This window comes from Paenibacillus sp. FSL M7-0802 (assembly GCF_038004945.1).
Classification (GTDB): domain Bacteria; phylum Bacillota; class Bacilli; order Paenibacillales; family Paenibacillaceae; genus Paenibacillus; species Paenibacillus polymyxa_B.
On sequence record NZ_JBBOSD010000001.1, the window covers coordinates 3,270,108 to 3,292,531 of the forward strand.

The 22,424-nt window shown below is 46.1% G+C and carries 21 protein-coding genes; 16 read left to right on the forward strand and 5 right to left on the reverse strand.

From position 1 onward, the window contains the following. Positions 1-8 precede the first annotated feature (8 nt). The 12 genes from MHB54_RS15230 to MHB54_RS15285 all read left to right on the forward strand — a co-directional run bounded on the left by MHB54_RS15230 (position 9) and on the right by MHB54_RS15285 (position 14,335). Positions 9-911 carry a cation diffusion facilitator family transporter gene (locus tag MHB54_RS15230; protein WP_023990753.1) on the forward strand — a complete coding sequence of 301 codons (903 nt, stop codon included), beginning with the start codon at positions 9-11 and terminating at the stop codon, positions 909-911. Between the two features lie 91 nt (positions 912-1,002). Then, positions 1,003-2,016 (forward strand): LCP family protein, encoded by a 1,014-nt coding sequence (locus MHB54_RS15235; RefSeq protein ID WP_013312376.1) that lies wholly within the window; start codon positions 1,003-1,005, stop codon positions 2,014-2,016. A gap of 150 nt (positions 2,017-2,166) precedes the next feature. After that, positions 2,167-3,330, forward strand: a complete 1,164-nt coding sequence (locus MHB54_RS15240) for an AI-2E family transporter (protein WP_023990752.1) — start codon at positions 2,167-2,169, stop codon at positions 3,328-3,330. A 104-nt stretch (positions 3,331-3,434) separates the two neighbouring features. Then, the gene (locus MHB54_RS15245; RefSeq protein ID WP_028540726.1) at positions 3,435-4,448 is read left to right on the forward strand and encodes an LLM class flavin-dependent oxidoreductase; all 1,014 of its coding nucleotides are present in this window, start codon (positions 3,435-3,437) and stop codon (positions 4,446-4,448) included. 237 nt (positions 4,449-4,685) lie between these two features. After that, positions 4,686-5,579: an ABC transporter ATP-binding protein gene (locus tag MHB54_RS15250; protein WP_023990751.1), complete on the forward strand. Its 894-nt coding sequence runs from the start codon at positions 4,686-4,688 to the stop codon at positions 5,577-5,579. Positions 5,580-5,591: 12 nt separating this feature from the next. Then, on the forward strand, positions 5,592-6,395 hold the full coding sequence (locus MHB54_RS15255; protein WP_264454436.1) for a hypothetical protein: 804 nt from the start codon (positions 5,592-5,594) through the stop codon (positions 6,393-6,395). 87 nt (positions 6,396-6,482) lie between these two features. Beyond that, the gene (locus tag MHB54_RS15260) at positions 6,483-6,959 is read left to right on the forward strand and encodes a glutathione peroxidase (protein WP_023990749.1); all 477 of its coding nucleotides are present in this window, start codon (positions 6,483-6,485) and stop codon (positions 6,957-6,959) included. A gap of 391 nt (positions 6,960-7,350) precedes the next feature. Beyond that, complete coding sequence (locus MHB54_RS15265) at positions 7,351-8,712, forward strand: FAD-dependent oxidoreductase (protein ID WP_013312369.1); 1,362 nt, start codon at positions 7,351-7,353, stop codon at positions 8,710-8,712. Positions 8,713-9,100: 388 nt separating this feature from the next. After that, positions 9,101-9,934 carry a formate/nitrite transporter family protein gene (locus tag MHB54_RS15270; protein ID WP_023990747.1) on the forward strand — a complete coding sequence of 278 codons (834 nt, stop codon included), beginning with the start codon at positions 9,101-9,103 and terminating at the stop codon, positions 9,932-9,934. 372 nt (positions 9,935-10,306) lie between these two features. After that, a complete protein-coding gene (locus MHB54_RS15275) occupies positions 10,307-12,439 on the forward strand; it encodes a molybdopterin-containing oxidoreductase family protein (protein WP_023990746.1) in 2,133 nt (710 codons plus the stop codon). Positions 12,440-12,485: 46 nt separating this feature from the next. Beyond that, positions 12,486-13,736 (forward strand): MFS transporter, encoded by a 1,251-nt coding sequence (locus MHB54_RS15280; protein ID WP_023990745.1) that lies wholly within the window; start codon positions 12,486-12,488, stop codon positions 13,734-13,736. 104 nt (positions 13,737-13,840) lie between these two features. Beyond that, positions 13,841-14,335, forward strand: a complete 495-nt coding sequence (locus MHB54_RS15285) for a GNAT family N-acetyltransferase (RefSeq protein ID WP_023990744.1) — start codon at positions 13,841-13,843, stop codon at positions 14,333-14,335. Positions 14,336-14,432: 97 nt separating this feature from the next. On the opposite strand, the gene MHB54_RS15290 is transcribed toward MHB54_RS15285, so the two are convergent. Both MHB54_RS15290 and MHB54_RS15295 read right to left on the reverse strand, forming a co-directional pair. After that, the gene (locus MHB54_RS15290) at positions 14,433-14,981 is read right to left on the reverse strand and encodes a GNAT family N-acetyltransferase (protein WP_023990743.1); all 549 of its coding nucleotides are present in this window, start codon (positions 14,979-14,981) and stop codon (positions 14,433-14,435) included. A gap of 84 nt (positions 14,982-15,065) precedes the next feature. Continuing rightward, positions 15,066-15,791 (reverse strand): hypothetical protein, encoded by a 726-nt coding sequence (locus MHB54_RS15295; protein WP_023990742.1) that lies wholly within the window; start codon positions 15,789-15,791, stop codon positions 15,066-15,068. A 207-nt stretch (positions 15,792-15,998) separates the two neighbouring features. Here MHB54_RS15295 and MHB54_RS15300 point away from each other — a divergent pair, with 207 nt between their 5' ends. After that, positions 15,999-17,678 carry a glutamine--tRNA ligase/YqeY domain fusion protein gene (locus MHB54_RS15300; RefSeq protein WP_028540719.1) on the forward strand — a complete coding sequence of 560 codons (1,680 nt, stop codon included), beginning with the start codon at positions 15,999-16,001 and terminating at the stop codon, positions 17,676-17,678. Positions 17,679-17,877: 199 nt separating this feature from the next. On the opposite strand, the gene MHB54_RS15305 is transcribed toward MHB54_RS15300, so the two are convergent. Continuing rightward, positions 17,878-19,086, reverse strand: coding sequence for an MFS transporter (locus MHB54_RS15305; protein WP_028540718.1), 1,209 nt, complete (start codon positions 19,084-19,086; stop codon positions 17,878-17,880). A gap of 195 nt (positions 19,087-19,281) precedes the next feature. Between MHB54_RS15305 and mobA the strand changes: the two genes are divergently transcribed. Together mobA and MHB54_RS15315 are read left to right on the forward strand one after the other, a co-directional pair. Then, on the forward strand, positions 19,282-19,962 hold the full coding sequence (gene mobA / locus MHB54_RS15310) for a molybdenum cofactor guanylyltransferase (protein ID WP_023990739.1): 681 nt from the start codon (positions 19,282-19,284) through the stop codon (positions 19,960-19,962). Positions 19,963-20,047: 85 nt separating this feature from the next. Next, the gene (locus tag MHB54_RS15315) at positions 20,048-20,662 is read left to right on the forward strand and encodes a LysE/ArgO family amino acid transporter (protein ID WP_023990738.1); all 615 of its coding nucleotides are present in this window, start codon (positions 20,048-20,050) and stop codon (positions 20,660-20,662) included. A gap of 11 nt (positions 20,663-20,673) precedes the next feature. Here MHB54_RS15315 and MHB54_RS15320 read toward each other — a convergent pair whose 3' ends face one another. Both MHB54_RS15320 and MHB54_RS15325 read right to left on the reverse strand, forming a co-directional pair. Beyond that, positions 20,674-21,138 carry a DUF3592 domain-containing protein gene (locus tag MHB54_RS15320; RefSeq protein WP_023990737.1) on the reverse strand — a complete coding sequence of 155 codons (465 nt, stop codon included), beginning with the start codon at positions 21,136-21,138 and terminating at the stop codon, positions 20,674-20,676. A 168-nt stretch (positions 21,139-21,306) separates the two neighbouring features. Next, positions 21,307-21,768: a VOC family protein gene (locus MHB54_RS15325; protein WP_023990736.1), complete on the reverse strand. Its 462-nt coding sequence runs from the start codon at positions 21,766-21,768 to the stop codon at positions 21,307-21,309. Between the two features lie 158 nt (positions 21,769-21,926). Between MHB54_RS15325 and MHB54_RS15330 the strand changes: the two genes are divergently transcribed. Further along, complete coding sequence (locus MHB54_RS15330; RefSeq protein WP_069081118.1) at positions 21,927-22,361, forward strand: Lrp/AsnC family transcriptional regulator; 435 nt, start codon at positions 21,927-21,929, stop codon at positions 22,359-22,361. Positions 22,362-22,424 lie beyond the last annotated feature (63 nt).

Sequence of the window (22,424 nt, forward strand, 5' to 3'; positions counted from 1 at the left end):
TATACATCATGCAGGAACAGGATATGGGCAAGCGCGCCATGGTCTCAGCATGGATCAGCCTGATTAGCAACATCCTATTAACCGGCATTAAAATTATTACAGGACTTATGTTCAACAGCAAGGTGCTGGTGGCCGATGGTGTGCATAATGCCGGGGACGTGATTGCCTCTGCAACGGCACTGGGAGCGATGCGCATATCCAGCCAGCCGCCGGATGAGGATCATCCTTATGGTCACGGCAAAGCAGAAGTGATCGGTGCAAGCGTGGTGGCGGTCATATTGTTTGGAGCGGGCATATTTATCGGCTATCATTCGATTGCAGCACTGTTCGAACCGATGCCACAGGAGCATATACTGGCATTGGTGGCCGCCATTATTTCCTTGCTCTGGAAACAGTGGTTGTATATCTACACGATTCGTATCGGGAGAGCGGCCAATAGTCAGGGTCTTATCGCAACGGCAAAAGATCATCTCGCTGATGTGTACGCCTCTGGGGCTGCTGTACTGGGTATCGGTTTGGGGCTGATTGGGGAGCACTGGAGCATTTCAATCTTATCTTACGGCGACCCTATTGCGGGATTCGTAGTGGCATTGCTAGTTCTGAAATTGGCGTGGGAAATGGGCCGTGAATCCATAGATGTGCTTATGGAAAAAGCGATTGCCACGGAGGAAATTGAAAGCTACGCCGCAGCCGCACTGAGTGTAGCCGAGGTTCAACGTATTGACCGTATCCGTGCCCGTGAGCACGGCCATTATATTATCGTGGATATCCGCGCTTCAGTGGATGCCTCTTTGACGATTCAGCAGGGACACGATATTATCCGACTGATTAAGGGGGCTGTCATGAAGCAGGAACCGCGGGTTTATGAGGTGCTTGTCCATTTGAATCCATGGTATCCGGACGACCACTAGAACAGACGACGCGAATTGACAGATAACTTGCAGGGAGGGTATGCTTTTAAAAGCCGAACGATGATGAATAAAAGCGAGGTTACCCGAAAATATGCGAAAATTTTTAAAATGGTTAGGCATTTCTGTGACTGCGGCGGTTCTTTTAGTGGGCGGATATTATACGTATTCTATATATCATTTTACGAATCAAATTTCGGTTGCTTCGGGACAGGATTCGAAATTCAAACCGCAGGCACAAACTCAAACCAATGTACAACCAGTAGAGGTATCGCTCCCACCAGAATGGGATGGGACAGAAAGAGTGAATATTCTGCTGCTAGGTGGCGACTCCCGTGGAGAGGATTCAGGGCGTTCTGACTCCGTTATGGTTGCTTCTATTGATCCGGTTACGAAAAAGGCTACACTTATGTCGATTCTTCGTGATACGTACGTCAATATCCCAGGTCATGGGCAAAGTCGATTGAATGCTGCTTTTTCCTACGGTGGACCGGATTTGACCAGACAGACCGTGAGCGACCTGTTGGGCATACCGATTCAATATTATGTATATACTGATTTTAATGGCTTTATTGCGTTGGTTGATTCTGTGGGTGGTATTGACCTGGATGTCGAAAAAGATATGCACTATACCTCCAAGGCAGATAAACACCAGTTTGATATTGATTTGAAAAAGGGAATGCAGCACATGGACGGTAAAACAGCCTTGCAATATGTGCGCTTCCGTCATGATGCGACTTCCGATTTTACGCGTACGGAGCGGCAACGCAAATTCATTACCGAGCTTGGCGGTAAAATTCAGTCAACCTCATCTCTAATTAAACTGCCAAGTATTTTAAATAGCATTTCTCCTTATATTGAAACGAATCTCAGTACTACGGAAATGCTGCAATTGGCTTCATTGGGCTTTAATATCGATGCAACAACAGTAGCGAAGCAGCAAATCCCGCCGAATGAATTGGTACGCGGGGAAACCATTAAGGGTGCGCAGGTGTTGGGTGTGGACGAAAGAAAGCTCAAGCGCTTCATACAGAATCTTTTTGAACAGGAGAACAAACCTGTGACCACGACGGTGGATGCTGCAACCACGATAAATGATACTCCATAACCCTCGAAAGCAAGCGAAGTTCGTACGATGACGTACAACTTTGTTTGCTTTTGTGTTTATTTGGGTATAACCTTGTATATTTTGTTCCAAAAATATATCGTATCTATGAAGAACGTATACTCAATTGTGTAAAGAGAAGGGGAATGTGGTGTGGAAATAACTCCGGCATGGAAAGACCGATTCAAGAAGTTTTTTCTGAACAACAAGTTTGTGTTATTCCTGCTGGTACTGCTGCTGATCGGCTTGAATATCTTGGTGCTTACCAAAATTTCATACATATTCACACCTGTCATGGTGCTGCTTAAAACGATAATTCTCCCTGTCATTTTATCCGGCGTGTTGTACTATCTGTTCAATCCGTTGGTTGATGTACTGGAGCGTAACAAGGTAAAACGAATATACTCCATTATTGTACTGTTTTTGCTCATTATAGGAGTTATTGCGATTGTGGTTACATCGGTGGTACCTGTAATCCGCGATCAAATACAGGGGCTTATCCAGAATTTCCCTGCCTATAGCGAGCAAGTACAACGACAATTCGAGAAACTGATCGGCAGCGATTTTGTAAACCAGTTCCAGAACACCATTCAAATTAATCCATCTGAGCTGGCCTCCAAAGCTTCTGAAAAGTTATCTAGCTTTATTAATAATGCATGGACGGGCGTGGGCAGCTTCTTGGGCGTGGTTACAGAAACGGTACTTGCGATTGCCACGGTTCCATTTATTCTGTTCTACTTGCTAAAAGATGGACACAAGCTGCCACAGTTTATCCTGAAAATGCTCCCGCCTATGTTTCGTAAAGAAACAGATCGCATTATGACTGAAATGAACCATCAGGTCAGTTCCTATATTCGTGGGCAGATTATTGTCAGCTTCTGTATTGGGGCGCTGTTGTATATTGGTTATCTAATCATTGGATTAGACTACTCTCTGACGCTTGCAGTCATTGCGTCCTTTACGAGCGTTGTCCCCTACTTAGGTCCCGTCATTGCCATTACACCTGCGTTAATTGTAGCCTTGGTCACCTCACCGATTATGCTGCTCAAGATGGTTATCGTATGGACAGTCGTACAGCTCATTGAGGGTAAATTTATTTCTCCACAAATTATGGGCAAATCTCTTCGAGTACATCCGATCACGATTATCTTCGTTATTCTGACCGCAGGCAATTTGTTTGGTGTGGTGGGAATTGTACTGGCGGTTCCGGGATATGCTGTCTTGAAAGTAATCGTTACACATCTGTATAGTTTCTTTAAAAAGCGTTCGCATCTCTATGAGGCGGATAAAGAGAACGCAAGTCTTTACGAGAAATAAAATTTTCCACTATAAAATTGATATGGCCCCCTCTTGGGTAACTGTGGCTACGCGTGCTATAATTAATGCCTATCCTTATTCCAAAATAGAAAGGTCAGACTTTTATGATAAAACTCAGCATTCTTGACCAATCTCCGGTATCGGAAGGCATGACGCATGCGCAGGCATTACAAAAGACCGCTGAGCTTGCTATAGAGGCGGAACGCTTGGGTTATCATCGCTTTTGGGTATCAGAGCATCATTCTGCCGCAAATCTTGCAGGGTCCAGTCCGGAGGTACTGATTTCACATCTGGCCGCCCGGACTTCAACCATTCGAGTGGGGTCGGGTGGTGTGATGCTGCCTCATTACAGCGCTTATAAAGTAGCGGAAAACTTTCGTGTGCTGGAGGGGTTGTATCCGGGACGCATTGATCTGGGTCTGGGACGAGCGCCTGGAGGAATGCCCATTGCTACCAGAGCACTGCAAGAAGGCAAAATGCGAGGTGGCGTAGATCTATACCCTGAGCAGTTGGATGACCTGTTAGCTTATTTACATGACAGCACAGGCAATGATCACCGTTTCGGTTCGCTACAGGCGATGCCGCTCATAGAAACTGTACCGGAAATGTGGTTGCTCGGCTCCAGCGGTGATAGCGCAGGTCTGGCAGCCGAGCGTGGCGTGGGCTTTGCGTTTGCGCAGTTCATTAATGGTGAAGGCGGCACAGGGGCTATGAAGGAATACCAGGAAAGCTTCCAGCCTTCCCAGCATAGTGACCAACCGCGTTCGCTTGTTGCCGTATTTGCGATCTGTGCGGACACCGAAGAGGAGGCGAATCGGTTGGCTTCCAGTATGGACTTGTCTCTTGTACTATTAGAGCAGGGAATGCGCTCCGCTGGAACACCTTCCGTCGAAAAGGCACTGGCGTATCCGTATACGCCGTTTGACCGGATGCGTATTCGTGAGAATCGCAAACGTATGGTGGTCGGTTCGCCCGAACAGGTGAAGCGTCAGATTGAGCAATTAAGTAAGGACTATAATGCACAGGAGATCATGGTTGCGAGCATTATTCACGACTTTGATGCCAAAATGAAATCTATACGTCTCATGGCTGAAGCATTTGGACTGTCTTCTGTATAGTCATAATGCGATTCGCCGGATTTAAAAGATCACAGCTTCGAGGAGCTGTGATCTTTTTTTGAATTTTTTGAGGGAATATTGGATGATATGCACTGTATGATATAGGAAATAAACCAGTTAACACTTGATAATGATTATCAATATCTTTATTATATAAAGATAGAATGAAGTTTTGATGAAAGTCGTGCGTTAAGCCCGTGACTATATATATTGGATAAGGGAAAGGGATGATTCCAAATGTTTCGTCTGAAAACGGCAAATCTGGATATTGCTTATGAAGATCGATTGATTGTAGAAGATCTGAACGTAGAAATACCGCAAGGGAAAATCACAGCCTTGGTGGGCGCAAATGGTTCTGGCAAGTCCACCATTCTGAAGACGATGGCTCGCATCATGAATCCTAAGGGCGGCAGTGTTCTGCTTGACGGTAAATCCATTCATAAGCAATCCACCCGGGAAGTAGCTAAACAGCTGGCTATTTTGCCACAAAATCCGACTGCACCGGAAGGATTAACCGTGACGGAACTGGTATCTTACGGACGTTTTCCCTATCAAAAAGGCTTTGGTTCCATGAAAGCGGAAGATCGCAAAATGGTAGAGTGGGCCATTCAAGTAACGGGAATGAGTGAGTTCCACGATCGTCCGATTGATCAGCTTTCTGGCGGTCAGCGTCAGCGTGCTTGGATTGCTATGGCGCTTGCGCAGGATACGGATATTTTGTTTCTGGATGAGCCGACGACATTTTTAGATATGGCGCATCAACTGGAAGTGCTGCATTTGCTAGAGTATCTGAATACTTCGGCGGAGCGCACCATTGTTATGGTCGTACATGATTTGAACCATGCGGCCCGGTATGCTCAGCATATGATTGCGATCAAAAAAGGGAAGGCCGAGGCGGTAGGAACTCCAACTGAGGTTATGTCTCCTGATGTGCTGCGCGAGGTGTTCGGGATTGAGGCGGATATTGTAACAGATCCTCGTACGGGTGTACCGCTCTGTCTTCCATATGCTTTGGCTGGACAGCCAGCGGTAAGCCAAGCAGTAAAGGAAATGAATGTGGAAGAGAAGCAACCCGTGGGTTCTGTTGCCGAGCGACGTGATGCCAGACCACAAGTAGCGGCAAGAGGTTAAAGGGGACATACCATGAGACCACTGGATTACAATCAGCTTGAGCAATTAGCGAAAATAGTGAGAGTCACGCCGGAGGATGCAGTATATTCCGGCCCAGTGGCGGAATGGCTTGAACCAGAGAAGCTCCGCTCTGTAATGGAGTACTATAGCGATCTTCTGCGTGCTGAAGACGATTTGACCGCAGCTGTTTATTTTGTGAACCAGTTGCGTGGTCTCGTGTTTGCACAGCATTTTATGGTGTCACTGTGTGAACGCCGTTTGGATCTGTCCGTTTCTAATCTCAGATTTCATATTTGTTATGAAGGTCAATATCCCTCTATTAGCCTCCAGGTCATCGACCTAACAGAGCTGGACAATACGCGGAACAATGGGGATGACCCTTCTTCCGGACACGATCAGCAAGTGTTACGTGACTTTTACAGTTTGCAGATGCGGCCCATATTGGAGGCAATAGCTGCAGTGGGGAGCGCATCTATTGGGCAAATGTGGGGACAGTTTCCGTTGACATTGCTGTATTTTAAGGATAGAGTACAGCCATCGTTGACTGATCCTCAGGATGTGGAGCGCTTTGAACAAGATTATATGTATGTGACACGTGAGCTGGAGGGAGAGGTATTCGGGCGTAAAAGAAATCCGTTTACGGTTCGTCTCATTGAATTAGACAATCCTTACCGCCCCGGTGAAAATACCTACATGAAACCGTCCTGTTGCCAATATTACAAGACAGGTGGAGGCCAGCGGTATTGTTATGCTTGCCCAAAAATGTCCGCTTCCGAACGCGAAGAACGCAGACTCGAAGTGATGGCATCACGGTAAAGTCACTGTGGATGTTGGCATGTCCGTCACGTTTTGGTTAAAATAGGTTATGTAACCTAAACCAAGCGACACGAAGGAGGATGCTGTATGTCTGTCTATTCACATAATGCCGTAACACCAGCGAATCAGGAGGTTTCTCTGGATACTTACACCGGTAAGGTGCTGGTTATTGCGAATACCGCCAGTAAATGTGGACTTACCCCGCAATATGGGGATTTGCAAAAGCTTTATGACGAATATAAGGATCGGGGATTAGTTGTATTAGGATTTCCTTGCAACCAATTTGGCGGTCAGGAGCCGGGCAGCAGCGAGGAAGCGGCTGAATTTTGCCAATTGAATTATGGGGTTAGTTTCCCGATATTCGCCAAAGTGGACGTCAACGGACCGGATACAGCGCCTCTGTTTGAATATTTAAAAAAGCAACAACCTGGAGAACAGGAAGATGGGACAATTCAGTGGAATTTCACGAAATTCATTGTGAATCGTGAAGGTGTACCTGTGGGTCGTTTTGAACCGAAGGAGTCACCAGAAGCGATGAAAGCAGCTATTGAGCAATTGCTATAGTAGCTTCGCTTTAATTCCAACGTATATGTTTAAAAAGGGTCTGATTTCCGGAATGTCTCCGGGAAACGGACCTTTTTTGTTCTCTACATATGCATTTGTCTAAGGTGTGTTGCATCATGTGAAGGTAGGTTCCAAGGGCATAATCAGGAGGCTTACAGGGAAAACTGGATGGAGCAAAGAAACATTTCAGCAAACGACTGAACTCGTATATCCTTTCTTTTTTAAATGTGGACAAATTGTGAATATCTTAAAAAGCTATTGTAATGTGAAAAATATCACACTATAATAAGCGCATGAAGTGAAATAAATCACAAACGCAAACGAGCTGTTTACGTGAAACTATTCACAATTATTATACATTTTATGCCCACACACCAAGGAGGAATTTAACATGAAAGTAGCAGTTATCGGATGTACACACGCAGGCACGGCAGCTATCGTCAATACAGCTAAATGTTATCCAGATGCCGAAATTACCGTTTATGAGCGTAATGATAATATTTCATTCTTATCTTGTGGTATTGCTCTGTACGTAGGTGGTGTCGTCAAAGATCCGCACGGACTGTTTTATTCGTCTCCAGATCAACTGGCTGACTTGGGTGTAGAGACCAAGATGCTTCATGAGGTAACGAGTGTGGATACGGCAGGCAAGACGCTGCATGCACGTAATCTCCAAACAGGTGAAGAATTTACAGACACATTTGATAAATTAATTGTGACTACAGGATCATGGCCCATTATTCCGAAGCTGGAAGGCATTGAACTTGATCATATTTTGCTCTGTAAAAACTATAATCATTCGAATGATATCATTGAGAAAGCCCAGCACGTACAGAACATTACAGTCGTCGGAGCAGGATACATTGGTGTTGAACTGGTAGAAGCGTTCCAAATGAACGGTAAAAATGTAACATTGATCGACAGTGCTGATCGTATATTGAATAAGTATTTGGACCATGAGTATACAGACCGGATTGAAAGTTCCCTGAAGGAACATGGCATTAAGCTGGTACTTGGCGAGACGGTGAGTCGTTTTGAGGGTACGAACGGTAAGGTAAGTAAAGTCGTGACCTCTAAAGGAGAATATGAAACAGAGCTTGTTATTCTCTGCATCGGTTTCCGACCTCAAACGGATCTGCTCAAAGGTCAGGTAGATATGTTGCCTAACGGTGCGATCATTGTGGATAACTATATGCAAAGTAGCTGCCCGGACGTGTTTGCAGCAGGTGACAGCTGTGCAATCCGCTATAATCCGACAGGCAAAACGGCTTATATCCCTTTGGCAACCAACGCAGTTCGTATGGGTACGCTGGTAGCACGTAATCTGGTACAACCAACCATTGCCTACATGGGAACCCAAGGAACTTCGGGTATCAAAATTTACGAAGACAATATTGCAGGAACAGGCATGACGGAAGCGGCGGCAACGGACGAAGGCATGACTGTAGAAGCTGTAACCATTGAAGACAGCTACCGGCCTGAATTTATGCCAACCTCCGAAAAGGTATTACTGAAAGTGGTATATGAGCAGGAGACACGGAGAATTTTGGGGGCACAAATTATGTCGAAGGTGGATTTGACGCAATCCATTAACACGCTATCCGTAGCCATTCAAAATCATATGACCATTGACCAGTTGGCCTTTGTCGATTTCTTCTTCCAGCCACATTATAACAAGCCTTGGAATTTCCTGAACGCAGCAGGTTTACAAGCATTGCCTACAATATCCGAACGGAACCCAGTTACTGTATAATTCGGTTTGTCTGTGACATTGTTCATAAGTTTGTCAACAATCTGAGACGTATGGACGAATCCTTATAGTACAATATAGAGTAGCATAAGGATTAGGGGGTAAGTAGCTTATGGATTTGTTTTATATCCTTTTTCTTGTAGTCGTAGCGCTGGTAGGCCTCGGTGGAGTTATTTGGTTCTTGAGAGCAGTTGAAAAGGAAGAATACAACTAAATGCAAAGCGCGTAGTAGCGCAGTAGATGTAATAATACAGAAAAGACAGTCCTTTTTCCAAGGGCTGTTTTTTTAATGCTTGATAAAGTGATTTTTTTCACAAACATAATCACTGATTTTAAATAAAATATGAAAGAAGAACATTTTAGTGAAAAGATATTAAAGGAGCGGGGACATATGGCGAGCTATAAACCGGGGCAAATTGCCGAAAAGACGGTGGAAACAGGAGTGGCCAAGGCGAACAACCCGTGGACTGTGGCGGTGGTACTGGGATTTTTGGCAGGTGCATTTATTGCACTCGGGTTTTTGCTGGATATACGTGTTATTGCAAGTGCGCCTAAAGAATGGGGAAGCATTGCTACCTTTATTGGAGCTGCGGTGTTCCCTGTAGGTCTGGTATTAGTTTTGATCGCCGGCGGAGAATTGCTGACCGGCAATATGATGGCGGTTCCTTTGGCGAGATGGGCAGGACGGATTAAGACAGGGGCCATGCTTCGTAATTTGGCGATTATTACGCTCAGTAATTTTGCGGGTGCGTTATTCGTTGCATTTTTCTTTGGCCATGTGCTGGGTTTGACAGAAACGGGCCCTTACCTGGACAAAGTGGTGGATATGGCAGGACATAAGCTACATGAAAGCTTTTTGCAGTCTTTTATATCGGGTATAGGATGTAACTGGCTCGTAGCACTGGCTGTATGGCTGGCTTATAGCACAGACTCAATTGGCGGCAAAATTATGGGGATTTGGTTCCCGACCATGGCCTTTGTCGCTATTGGATTTCAGCACGTTGTTGCCAATATGTTTCTCATTCCGGCGGCTATTTTTGCAGGCCACTTTTCATGGGCAGATTATGTTATGAACTTCATTCCGGTCTGGCTGGGGAATTTGGTAGGAGGTAGCCTGTTTGTGGCTGGAGCCTACTGGTTGGCCTATTTAAAAAAGCCTCAAGCCAACGCACATCCAGTGAATGAATCTCCAACCACTTCTTCGGTTGCACATCAAATCCGTTGAGTGATCCTGCTTAATTACGGCACTTTAAACAGCAATGAACAAAGCAAATCCGCCATGACAGGCCCGGGGGAACGAAACCTGTCATGGCGGATTTTTTTGGGAGTGGTCCATGATTTGGCATGGAGGATGAGTGTGCTCTCGTCCCATAATGCCTTGATCTCTTTTACCCTCGGTAAGATATGATGAAACAGGATGTCGAAAAAAATATGATTCTTAAAAAAATCCGTTTTGCTCTATGCAGCAGACGGATTTTTTAATATTTTGGACTAGCGGCTGTGTGGGAAAATCCTTCTCTTGCCATAGGTCAAAGCTGTGGATATGATAAGATCAGTGTAATTTTTGGAAACGGTAACGGAAAGGAGCATCAACACTATGGATCATCGCAATAGCGCGCCTCCTGAGGCCACGCTTCAACAAGACTTACAAAGGGGACAGCGGATGACGGAGCAGCAGGACGGTATTTTTCCGGCTGTATGCCCGTTAGATTGCCCGGATACGTGTGGGCTCCTGCTTCACAAGGAAAATGGAAAGATAGTCAAGGTCACTGGGAACCCGGATCATCCTATTACCAAAGGCGCTATTTGTAACAAAGTTCGCAATATGACGGAGCGGGTATATGATCCTGATCGGGTGCTCTATCCGTTGAAACGTATAGGCCCCAAAGGAGAAGGGAAGTTTGAACGAATTAGCTGGGAGGAAGCGGTCGATACCATTACAGGTCGATTCAAGGAGCTGATACGTACGGACGGATCGGAATCTATTCTCCCCTACAGCTTTTATGGCAATATGGGCGTATTGAGTGTGGATGGAATGGATCGCCGATTTTTTAATGCGCTGGGTTCAAGCCAACTGGATCAGACGATTTGCAGCGTGGCTGGGAATGAAGGCTGGGCATCCGTTATGGGCTTTAAGGGCGGCACCAGCCCGGAGGACACGGAGGATGCAGACCTCATTATTGTGTGGGGTGGAAATGTCATTAGCACCAACATGCATCAGGTCGTTTTGGCTGAGAAGGCACGTAAAAAGGGTGCTAAGGTGGTCGTTATTGACGTTCATCGCAACCGGACGGCGCAATGGGCGGATTGGTTCATTCCGTTATATCCGGGGACGGATACGGCGCTCGCGCTGGGTGTTATGAATGTGCTGTTCGCTCAGGGACTGACGGACGACGAATTTTTACATCGCTACACGGTAGGCCATGAGGAACTGCGCGAGCATGTTAAGACGTATACACCAGAGCGAGTTTCGCGGATTACCGGCGTGCCGGAAGCAGATATTATCCGTTTAGCGGAAATGTACGGAACTGCGCGAGCAGCGTATATCAATATAGGTAATGGGCTTCAGCATCATGATAATGGTGGTATGAACGTACGTGCGGTTACATGCTTGCCTGCGCTCACTGGACAATGGCTAAAGCACGGCGGGGGAGCGTCACGCTCTAATGGCGCTTATGGCAAATTTAACGGCGCCAATCTGGCGCGTCCTGATCTGCGACAGAACCCGGATGCCCGGGTGATCAACATGAACCGGATCGGAGAAGCGCTGCTACAGAAGGAACAGCCGATTAAGGCGTTATTTGTATACTGCAGTAACCCGGTAGTTGTAGCTCCCGATTCGGAACGGGTGACTGAAGGATTTGAACGAGAGGATTTGTTCACAGTCGTACATGACCTGTTTCTTACGGATACGGCCCGTTATGCCGATATTGTGCTGCCTGCAGCGTCTTCCTTTGAGGGTACGGACCTATATAAATCCTACTGGCATCACTATGTCCAGATGCAGGAACCCGTCATTGCTCCACTCGGGGAAAGCAAAAGCAATTATGAGCTGTTTAGCCTGCTCGGACGGGCTATGGGCTTTGACGAAGCTGCCTTTACGGAAAGTGAAGCGGACATGATCGCAGGCGCGCTTGATAATCCAACGAACCCTTATCTCAACGGTGTAACCTTGGAAGCCTTAAAAGAGTCACCTTTTGTAAAGCTCGATATGTCGCCAAAGGCTACTTATTTGGATCGTCTAACCACGCCTTCAGGCAAGATTGAGCTATATTCGGAAAAAATGAAACAAGCAGGTCTGCCCGCGATGCCTTCATATGTGCCGCTGATTGAAGGGTATGATGGAGAGCATCGACCGCAAGCGGACGAGCGGTTTCCATTAATGTTTATTTCACCGCCAAACCATAATTTTCTGAATTCTACTTTCGCTAACTTACCCAAGCATCAGCGGCTGGAGCGGGAGCCCTTGCTACAAATTCACCCGGAGGATGCTCAGACAAGAGGCATCGCGGATGGGGAACCGGTTACCGTATGGAATGATCGGGGGACGTATGAGCTGAAAGCCAAAGTCACCGATCTGATGCTGCCCGGTACAGTGATTAGCCAGGGATTATGGTGGGAAGGCAAAGGACGCAGACAGCGTGCCAATGTGTTAACCTCTGATCGGCTGTCGGATATGGGACAGGGGGCTACTTTCTTCTCAACGGTGGTGAATGTGAAGCCCCAATGAGATAATGCCATTTATGGCGTCAGATGCAAAAGGAGAAACAAAAGATATGAAATGGTTGGAGTCTTATCCGAAAGAAGTGAAAGTGTTTCTCATTGCTAGCCTGATTAATTCCGCTGGAAGTTCATTGATGTGGCCGTTGGTCAGCATGTATGTGTTTGACGAACTGAACCGTAGTATGGGAGATGCAGGGATTGCGATTTTAGTGCAGTCTCTGGGCGGAATTTTTGGTCAAGTGCTGGGCGGAGCCCTCTATCATCGTATTGGAGCCAAAAAATTGATTGTTGGCTCACTGGCGATGAACGCGCTGGGACTTCTCACGCTTCCATTTACCAGTGGTCATTGGGTAGCGTTTGTCATCATGATGGGCTTTATAGGCTTTTTTAATGTCGTATCTGTGCCTGCGATTCAGGCCTTTGTAGGTTTTCGTTTCGCTGACCGTCGTGGAGAGCTGTTTAATATTATTTATGTCGCTAACAATATTGGGGTTGCAGTGGGTACGGGATTGAGTGGCGTTCTGGCTGACCTTTCCTATCAGCTCAGCTTTGTGATGAACGGGGTGACTTCTGCGGTATTTGCCGGGTTCTTCTGGTCTTATCTAAGCAGGGTAGATCGAGAAGAGGGAGAAGTACAGCTCAGCAAGTCCGTGAAGAAAAGAGAGGAAATACCAGCTCGTTTGCTGTTTCGTGATACCAGATTGTATCTCTTTGTGGGGGTAGGCTCGCTTTTTTTATGGTTCGGCAATTCGATCTGGAATACAGGAGTGTCTCCCCATATTATTGAGCAGGGCTTGCCTAAAACGATGTATGGGTTACTATGGACGCTGAATGGTATCCTTATTTTTGCCGCACAACCCATTATTTTTTGGATAAAACGACTGTACGCTCATCACGCTTCAGCGCAAATGACATGGGCTGGAGGATTTTATTTGGCGGCTTATATTGTCATGCTGGGCACACAGAACTATACTGGAATGATATTCGCTATGGTTCTGGCGACCCTGGGAGAAATGCTGATTGCACCTGCGGTTCCAGCATTCCTGTCTGATCATGGAGGTCGGGGTGCACCCTTTTACATTGGGCTTGTGGGGGGTATTGGCGCAGCCGGACGGGTAATGGGGCCTTATATTATGGGGAAGTTGTATGATGGCGGTGGGTTACCGCCTACACTTTGGCTGGCATCAGGCGTAGCGGTGTTGTCGATCCTGTTTTTCGTCCTGCATAGCTGGTTGAACCGTTTCCGGCATCATTCGGATACTTTGGATACTACGACATCCAAGGTAGATGCTCCCAGTTCTTAAGTCCTAATAAAAGTGCAGTAATATGCTGTAATTATGGTACAATAAGTGACGAATGGTTGTAGTTATTGCTTCAGGAAAGCCTTCACAGGAAGGATTGAAAGGAATTGTTTACAAGTCAACCCTTGACAATACGTCATTCGGAGATGAAGGATGCTCCTGATCTGATTGCGCTGGATGAATTGGTATGGAATGAACGCACGGCTCCCGCTTCGCTGTCTTGGAAGTCGCGCGGAGAGTTTCTGCGCAATACGCCTCCAGGCTCTCAACTGGTCGCCATCGAACAGGAAGTACTCTGCGGGTATATTGGATTTCGTTCTCCAACGCTGTTGGCTAGTAATTGTCATGTACTCGAAATAAATATAGCTGTACATCCAGCTTATCATCGTAAAGGTATTGGGACGGCGCTCATGAACTCCATGAAGGACATTGCAGCTGCCGAGGGCATACGCAAGTTGAGTTTGCGTGTACTCTCATGCAACACGGAAGCCCTTATGTTTTATGAAAAAAGCGGTTTCGCGATTGAAGGACGTTTGCATGAGGAGTTTTACATAGCAGGCCAATTCGTGGATGATGTGTTAATGGCCTATTTCTTAAAATAGGCGGGAGGCTACAGACAGTAATATTCGGTTTTATGCCTGGCCTAAACAAACAACGCCGCAGACCTGATCAGGTCTGCGGCGTTGTTGTACATCAATATTACCGAAGTTGCTTCCATTCATTTTGGAGCATACCATACACTGCGTGGTTCATGTAGCCGTCGGGCAGCAATTCCGCTTCGCGTACAATGCCTTCGAGCACAAAGCCCAAACGTTCTGGAATAGCGCGGCTGCGGCGGTTCGTAGTTGCGCAACGGATTTCGACCCGATGCAAGTCCAGCTCCATCAAAGCATATTCAACGAATACGCGGCAGGCGCTGGTCATAAGACCTTGTCCTTCGTACCCGTGTCCAAGCCAGTATCCGATGCTAACGGAGCGGTGAGTCCAATTGATCTCATGGTAGCTAATGATGCCAGCAAGCTCGTTGTCTATCCAAATTCCGGCGGTCAGACTACCGTTCTCTGCGGCTTGTTTCAAGGCGCCCTGCACGAACTGCTCTGTGTGGCTGATTTCCGTGGTAGAGTCTACCCATGGAAGCCATTGACGCAGGCGGTCACGGGACATTTCGATCAGCTCAAACAGAGGCTGCACATGCTCCTTGGTGAGCGGCCGAAGGACTGTGCGTTCGTCCAACGCATATGTAAACATGATTGATCCCCTCTTTCACTCGGAAAATCGCTAAACCAGCCAGTCTAGCATTTAATCCCATGCTACCTTATTCTGCGAGAGTCGTCAAAAGGGAGAGGAAGCTTCAAATTCTATAGGTCCCACCCGGAACCGTTCATGCTCGTATACATATTTCAAATCCAAATCCCCTACAAATTCGGTCGGGGATACACTGCCAGATACAGTGGCTTGCAGAGGGAGCTGTTCGGCATCATACATTACGACGGAGTTAAAATCGAGATGTTTTGTAAATTGCACTGGATCATCGTAAAATACTGATGCTTTAGGGTCCATCGTCTGTGTAGCACCGTCAATCGTGACAGTAATATGCACCTGGCGGTTGTGGTCACGTAGCTCCACTGAGCTGTGTACGCGCTGGGACACAGCATATGCTGCCGATTCGACCGCATATTCTTCCATCGTCTGTGCGTTAATAATATGCAGCTCCTGCAATTCGACACCCGTTCCCGAGGCGCGTGTGATGATCACGACGGCTTCACGGACACCATCCTCGTTTACATCCCTGTAATATAATTGTGGTGCGGTGGAGATATCTGCCGAGCCCGACCAGCGGAATGTGCGACGCTGCTGGCCGATTTCCAGTACAGCTGAATGGAATAGTCCCTGTGACGGATTCACGGCATATAAATGGACGGAGGGGTCTTCTGGAGCGCTGGCTAGCGGACGAGATTGTACGGTTTCGTTCACCGGGTCCGATGAAGGATGACCGGAAGTCATGACGGAAGAGGACAAAAGCATAGACAGCAGGATCACAATGAGCAGCTTAAACACGGGTGGGTCTCCTTTTCCGGACAAAATAAAAGATATATACACTATAACGAATTTATTTGCCGAAAATGTTAACTCTTTTTCATAACTTGTCACTTTTTTTGCTGAAGAGAGCATAAGGATTTTCATTTTATTGAGTTATGCGGTGTGAAAGGGTATATTTAAGGGAACAGGTTTTACACAGATTATACGGAAGAAAGGTTGATTAGCGTGGAGAAGCCGATCACTCCCCCCAATTTTATTAAAAATGTTATTGAAGAGGATCTACGTACGGGTAAGGTAAAGGAGGTTGTTACACGATTTCCGCCTGAACCAAACGGATATTTGCATATTGGACATGCCAAAGCTATCTGGATCAACTTCTCGTTAGGAGATGAATTCGGAGGACGCACAAATCTGCGTTTTGACGACACCAATCCGGCGAAGGAAGACACGGAATACGTGAACTCCATTCAAGAGGACGTGAAGTGGCTCGGTTATGAATGGGAGGAAAAACATTTTGCCTCCAATTATTTTGAAGAAATGTACAAGCGTGCCATCCTGCTGATCCAAAAGGGTAAAGCCTACGTGGATGACCAAAGCGCGGACCAAATCCGCGAAACTCGTGGCACACTGACCGAACCGGGGCAAAATAGCCCTTATCGGGATCGCAGTGTGGAAGACAATCTGAAGCTGTTTGAAGAGATGCGTGCAGGCAAATACCAAAATGGTGAAAAGGTGCTGCGTGCCAAAATTGATATGGCTTCAGGAAACATTAATTTACGTGATCCGGTTATTTACCGCATTTCACACACAGCACATCACAATACAGGCGACACATGGTGCATCTATCCAATGTACTCCTATGCTCATCCGCTGGAAGATGCGATTGAGGGAGTAACGCACTCGCTCTGTTCGCTGGAGTTCGAAGATCAGCGCCCGCTGTACGATTGGGTTGTAGCTGAATGCGAGATGGAAAAGGTACCGCATCAATACGAATTTGGACGGCTGAACCTGGCTCAAACCGTAACCAGCAAACGTAAGCTCAAGCTTCTGGTGGATGAAAAGCATGTAGATGGTTGGGATGATCCGCGTATGCCGACGATATCCGGTTTACGTCGTCGCGGCTACACGCCGGAGGCCATCCGCAGCTTCGTATATGAGACAGGCATTTCCAAAGCCTACGGAGTCATCGATTTGCAGGTACTGGAGCATTTTGTACGTGAGGATTTGAAGCTTAAGGCACCTCGCACCATGGCAGTCATAGATCCGTTGAAGGTGGTTATCACAAACTATCCTGAAGGACAAGTTGAAATGCTGGAGGCGGAAAATAATACTGAAAATCCGGAACTCGGTACACGTCAAATTCCGTTTTCCCGTGAAATTTATATTGAGCGTGAGGACTTCATGGAAAATCCGCCGAGCAAATACTTCCGTTTGTTCCCTGGTAATGAAGTACGTCTCAAACATGCTTACTTCATTAAATGCAACGATGTGATTAAGGATGCGGACGGAAATGTAACGGAGATTCACTGTACCTATGATGTAGAAACCAAGAGCGGATCAGGCTTTACTGGACGTAAAGTGAAAGGCACGATCCACTGGGTAGAGGCTACTCAGGCTGTACCTGCCGAATTCCGTTTGTATGAGCCTTTGATTAACGCAGAGGACACGGAAGAGATTGAAGAGGATGCATCGGAAAAAACATTCCTTGACCAATTGAATCCGAACTCTTTGGAAATTGCTCATGGCTATGTCGAGCCGAACATGAAAGAAGCTCAATCGCAGGACAAGTTCCAATTTTTCCGTCATGGTTATTTCAGTGTCGATCCGAAGCTTTCCAAGCCGGGTGAGCCTGTATTTAACCGTGTTGTTTCGTTGAAAAGCTCTTTCCAATTGCCTAAGCAATAGATTGTTGGAAAGTGTGGGAGAGATGGTAGCTTCGTGCGACCAAGTTGAAAAGGAGTCTGCCGTCGGCAGACTCCTTTATTTTACGCATGCACACTCTTTATCCATGATCATTGACTTGACGATACTCTATTGTCTTTGCTAACAAGCCAGAAGGGAAGAGGGGATAGCTCATTCCTCTAGTGTTGTTAAGGGGCTTCTTCTATTCGTTAGTGCCCGCTGGCAGTCCTGGCTGATAACCGTTCTTGTACAGCATATACCACATGATAGCGAATCCCACAGAGCCAAGTAGGGCGAAAAAGACCCCTGCATGGTACATCATTTCTCCGCCAAAGTTCTGAAATAGCCAACCTCCCGCAAAACCTGCTACGATACCGGATATACCACTCCAGGTCAAAGTATATACGGCCTGTCCGGATGATCGGTAAGCTGCAGGGGTGAACAGGACGGTCAATTGGGTGCCTACATAGAAGTATCCACCGAAGGTGACGCAATGAAGAGCCTGAATGAACACAATCTGAATCGGGTCTGTGGCCAGAGCCATCAGTTCCCAACGTAAGGCAAACAGCAAACTGACGAGTGCCAAACAGCCGACCATCACAGTCATTTTTTTCTTCAAGAAGCGATCAAACAGCAAAAAGACAATAATTTCGAATACCGATGACATAAAAACGGCAAAACCAAGCATCTGTTTGGACCCGCCCAGCTCGGTGATGTACAGGGACATAAAGGCGCTGTTGATCGAATTCGGGATGGATACAAGGATGCCCAATAAAATAAAGGATATAAAGTATCCGTTCATTAGAACGCTGCCAAAGCCACGCAAATGAATAGTTGCTGTCTCCACAGTGCTTTTCAGTGGTGGAATCGACAAGGTGCAGATCAATGCAGCCAGAAGAAGTACCGTAAAGATGGTGGATATGCTGGATATCCCCGTTTGGTCAATAACTATGCCGGCAACTGCTGCTGTCACAGCCCAACCGAAGGAACCCCATATACGGAATGAACCAAATTTCCGGTCTGTGCCCTCAATATAGCTGAGAATTAGGCTGTTGCTTTGCGCAAATAAAGGGCTTTGGAAAAAATAAAAACCAATCATCGACACATAAATCATGATATACGTATGGACATGAAATAAAGCTTGCAGCAATAACAAGGTACCTATAATCATAAATAGCAGAATACGTCGGAGGTTACGGCTCCGGTCGCTTGTATAGCCCCAAAAAGGGTTCGCGAATACGGATACAAAAGGTCCGATGGCCATCAGACTCCCGATCTCCAGCTTGTCCATGCCGATATCTTGCAGGTACAGCGGGAAGAAGCTGGAGAAAATGACCATAGCTCCATATAGAAAAAAATTATACAGTTTTAAGGAATATAGAGGAGTCTCTTGAATTTCTCTCTTTTGCAAGACAAGCCATTCCTTTCTTAGCCCGATAGAGAACTACGCATCGATGCCGATCTGTGGGAAGGTTCTTATTCCAATGTATCATGTGTTGAAAGGGTTAACAAACCAATAAATTAACAATTATGTAATAATTAAATTTTGTTCAAGAATTCATATGCATATTTGCAATTGTTTTCAGAAAAAAAGGAGGATTTATTTGTGAAAGTGACTGGGATTATCGTCGCAGGAGGACGTTCCAGCCGAATGGGACAGGACAAGGCTCTGCTTGAGATTGATGGAGCTACTGTGCTTGAACGGACGTATACTACATTGCAGCAGGCGGCCCAGCGGGTTGTAGTAGTCACTCGTGACAGCCAAGGATATGGTCTGAGTGGTATGGAGACAGTGCCAGATGTTTTTCCGGGTATGGGGCCCTTGAGCGGTATCCATGCAGGATTATCTGCATCTACTACGGAGTGGGGGATGGTTGTCGCTTGTGATATGCCCTTTGTACAGCCAGAGGTGCTGCATGACCTGCTCGTTGTAACTGAGAAATGGACGGAGTTGCAAGGGACGACGGAACCAGCATTGCAAGCAGTAATCTCTTCTATGGATGGACGTATACACCCGTTGCTGGCTGTGTACCATCGGAGCGTGCTGCCGTCTGCCGAGGAATGTTTGCGCAGTAGACGGCTTCGTCTCACCGATTGGTTGGACAAGCTGAACGTTCGTTATGCGACGGTAGAGGATTTGCCGCGGGTGAGTGAAGACATGTGGCATAAGGCCGCGTTCAATATGAATAATCCGCAGGACTACGAGCTGGCGTTAGAGCAGTTGAAGCATAGTGTACAACAGAATACGCAGAACGTGAAGAATTTAAAGGAAATACGAGAGGATTAGAAACGTACAAGCTTCCTGCGCGAGGACTATTTAGGAGAGCAAATACTAGAGAAATATGATGGACTAAATTTGGGGGAATATAATTATGCTGGAAGCTATTATCCATGCTGTTTTATTAGCGCTGGGTTTGATTTTGCCTTTGGGGGTACAGAATGTATTTGTGTTTAATCAAGGGGCGTCCCAGTCGCGGTTTCGCAATGCACTGCCTGCTGTCATTACAGCGGGTATCTGTGATACAATCCTGATCACGCTTGCGGTTGGGGGCGTGTCTCTTATTTTGCAGCAATTTCTATGGCTCACGAACGTACTCTATGCAGCGGGCTGTTTGTTTCTGCTATATATGGCCTGGACTCTATGGAGGTCGAAGGCAGCTTCCTCAGGAGAAAGTCAGGCGATGCGCCCGAAACGACAGATGATTTTTGCTGCTTCGGTTTCGCTATTGAATCCACATGCCATACTCGACACTGTTGGGGTAATTGGAACCAGCTCCCTTCAATATGACGGCGGGGAACGCTGGGCCTTTGGTCTGGCTGCCGTGTCCGTATCTTGGATATGGTTTATCGGTCTGGCAACGGCGGGGCGTCTCGTGGGACGTATGGATTCAGAAGGGAAGTTTGGGACTGTGCTCAACAAAATATCGGCACTGATTATTTTAGGCCTGGCGATGTATATGGCGATAAATTTTATTACCAGTATGTGATCCAAGCCTGGTTAGAGGAAAAACTTCAAAACAGCGAATACCCCGCTCAAAGCAAAGGGAACACCGATCAAAAACAGCATAAAGGCCAGACAGCCAGCACCATTTATACCGCCTGCAATTCGGGCGTCCCGAGGGTTGGATGGATTGTATAATACCTTAATTTTGCTGCCAACCCGGTTGAGGCTTAGGTTGGTGCTATAAGGATTCCAGAATTCTACGGCTTCACCTGAAGCTGTATAGAAGCGTACCTTTAATCGGCGGGTGTAGCTAGTATCTACCGGATCATCTCGGTCAAAGGGAACGACATCAATATCTACTTCGATATGCGCATCAACGATTTGCCCCTTGGTACGGACCCAGTGGCGTTTACGATAACGATGACGACGGATCGTTCTGAATCCCAAATAGATGAGTAGCAGTCCAATCAAGCTGAACAATGGCATCAGCAGATCGGAGCTAAAATGAAACCAATACACATTGAAATCAATTGAGATGATAATCTACTCCTTTAAATAAGCGATAATCAATATATCGGACGTTTTTAGGAACAGTTTAATTCTTCCATAGAGATAACGGCAGAGCTGTATGGAATATAAAAAGATCCTACTTCACCGGGAAGTGGATCTTTTTAATAGCTGCGAGGATTACTTTTTGCTCGATAGGGACATATCAAAATCAACATCCTTGATAAATTCGATAACCTCACCATTAGGGCTGTGGACTAATGCATTTGTTACAATCAGAGGAGGTTCCCCAAGTGTAAGTTGATTGGGTTCCACAAAGGTTCTTGCTCCGTGGGCAAGGGCTTTTTGATATATTTCATCTACATTGTCTACGTAAAATGCCAAGTGTAATAAAGCCCCGTGAGCAATCTCTTGCTCGGATGAAGCTTTTTTTCCTTGGGCAGGAATGACAGCATCATTATCAAAAATTTCGAGACAGGTTCTCTGATCGGGTGAGATCAGCATGGAAGCCTCTTGAATTCGAAAAGACGGAAGACTCCAGTGATGTCCTCTTTTAAATCCCAATACCTTGGTATAAAATGCAATGGTCGCTTGATAGTCACGGGCTTGTATGGCAACATGCGCTAGTCCCTTTACGCTCATTTCAGATCCTCCTTATATGTAAGTGAACCTTATTATATGAATAATTATGGGGTGCTTATATATTTAAAGTAAGGTTTTTATACTACATTAATTATTAAATAAAAGTTAATTTGGGTGAAAAATATTATTTTTTTAAATTCAGGTTAGGAGGGCTCGATATGCAGCATCACATTGACGATATAGATTACAAAATCATGAAATTGCTACAGCATGACGCTCGGATAACTATTTCCCAAATCAGTAAAGAAATCTCGATGTCACAGCCGTCTGTTAAAGAAAGGATAACCAAGCTTGAAGAACGAGGGATTATTTCTGGATATAGCACCGTATTTAATTTACGGGAAATGAATCGAGGGACGACTACATTTATTCTAATAAAGACAGAACATTGCCAAGAGCTGGTTGAATTTTGTAGAGAGGCGAAGGAAGTCACCGATTTATTTCGCATTAGTGGGGAATTTAATTATCTCATTAAGGTACAAACCGCGTCGGTAGAGGAAATTGCAGAGCTTCAGGATTCACTAGTCAAGCTGGGTCCTTCGAAGTCGCATATTTGTATGAAAAATATACTGGAAAACAGGGTTCTGCTGTAAGCAACTCGGAAAAGCTCATATTTGGAATATAGAGCATTCGGAATAACTGCTTTGTGAAATGAA